At 66.1% G+C, this 1,669-nt stretch carries 3 protein-coding genes and 1 pseudogene; 2 read left to right on the forward strand and 2 right to left on the reverse strand.

Annotation, left to right across the window (positions count from 1 at the left end; genetic code table 11):
- Nucleotides 1-243, reverse strand: a pseudogene (locus A5652_RS13215) (MarR family transcriptional regulator); the annotation flags it as partial.
- A 67-nt stretch (nt 244-310) separates the two neighbouring features.
- On the reverse strand, nt 311-808 hold the full coding sequence (locus A5652_RS13220; RefSeq protein ID WP_067351634.1) for a metallophosphoesterase: 498 nt from the start codon (nt 806-808) through the stop codon (nt 311-313).
- A gap of 89 nt (nt 809-897) precedes the next feature.
- Between A5652_RS13220 and A5652_RS13225 the strand changes: the two genes are divergently transcribed.
- Nucleotides 898-1,203 (forward strand): metal-sensitive transcriptional regulator, encoded by a 306-nt coding sequence (locus A5652_RS13225; RefSeq protein ID WP_067351637.1) that lies wholly within the window; start codon nt 898-900, stop codon nt 1,201-1,203.
- A 31-nt stretch (nt 1,204-1,234) separates the two neighbouring features.
- On the forward strand, nt 1,235-1,669 hold a 435-nt coding region (locus tag A5652_RS13230), incomplete at its 3' end, for a hypothetical protein (RefSeq protein WP_067351639.1).

Raw genomic sequence — 1,669 nt, forward strand, 5'->3', positions numbered from 1 at the left:
CAACAGTCCGCCGGACACCAGCTTGGTGACCAGGGTCGAGGCGGTGTTGGGCACCAGCCCGAGCTCGGCGGCCGCGGTGCTGACCGAAATCCCGGGACGACGGCCGACCAGCCACAGCAGCTCCGATTGAGACTCGGACAACCGCGACGAGTCGAACCCGCGGCCGCCCGACCTGCGCAGTTGACGGCGGAACCTGCCGACCACACCAAACAGCTCGCCTGCCACGTCAGTGCGCGATTTCATATGCACCCATAATACCTCTGTAACCGAGCTATCTATGTGTGGAAGCTATGTGTGGGTTATGTACCCGCTACCTGGGAAGGCGATGCAGGACGACGTCGATCAGCTCGCCACGATCGACGCGGGCGGTCATGTAGGTACAGGACGGTTGCCGGCGGCGGTCCGTCGGCGACCCGGGATTGAGCAGGCGCAATCCGGTCTCGGTAGTGCTGTCCCAGGGGACGTGGCTGTGCCCGAAGACCAGCACCTGACTGTCGGGGTAGAGACGTGACATGCGGGCGTCCCGTCCGCTCGCGGCGCCGGTCTCGTGCACGACGGTGAACCGCACGCCCGCCAGCCTCACGTCCGCACGTTCGGGCAGCCGCGCCCGCAACGCTGGGCCGTCGTTGTTTCCCCAGCAACCCACCAGCCGGGCCGCCCGGGCGTCGAGCTCGTCGAGGAACTCTGGCGCTATCCAGTCGCCGGCGTGGACGACCACGTCGGCCTCGGCCACCTCGTTCCACACGGACGCGGGCAGGTCGCGCGCCCTTTTGGGGATGTGGGTATCGGCAATCAGCAGCAGCCTCACAGACCCATCTTCCGCCCGCGGGTCGGTCGTAGCCGGCGCGCCAATGCGCGGCTACTCGTATACCCTACGGGGTAAGGTATAAAGTAAGCATGGCAATCGCAGGCAACGGCAGCGGGTCACTGAAGGCAGGCGTCAGGCATGACCCCGGCGATATCGATGCCGTCCTCGCCCGGTTGCGGCGCGCGCACGGGCAGCTCGGGGGCGTCATCTCGATGATCGAACAGGGTCGCAGCTGCAAGGACGTCGTCACCCAGTTGGCGGCGGTTTCGAAGGCCCTGGATCGCGCGGGCTTCAAGATCATCGCTTCCGGCCTGCGTGACTGCATCACGCGGCCAGACGATCAGTCGGCCGTATCCATCGATGACCTAGAGAAACTGTTCCTGAGCCTGGCTTGATGGTCCGGGCTGCGAGGAAGGGAAGAGATCAATGTCCCCCACACAAAGTGACCGGACCGAACCGATGCTGACGCTGTGGCTGGATCCGGTGTGTCCGTTCTCATGGAACACCGCCCGCTGGCTGCGCGGGGTCGCCGAGAAGACGGGATTGGCGATCGACTGGCACCTGATGAGCCTGGCGGTTCTCAATGAGGGACGGGAACTGCCACCCGGGCAGCAGGCCCATATGCGTGATTCGCAGCAGATCGGCCGGCTGATGGCCGCCATAGCGCGCGACCACGGCGCCGCGGGATGGATCGCGGCGTATTTCGCCTTCGGCGAGCGACACTTCGACCGCTCAGAACCTGTCAGCGCCAACCTCGTAGCGCAGGTCTTGATGACGGTCGGGGCCCGCGGCGCCCTGGCGGCAGCGGTCTCGGACGCATCCCTGGACGAGTTCGTCCGGACCCAGCATGAGGAGGGCGGA

This window comes from Mycobacterium sp. 1165178.9 (assembly GCF_001673555.1).
Classification (GTDB): Bacteria; Actinomycetota; Actinomycetes; order Mycobacteriales; family Mycobacteriaceae; genus Mycobacterium.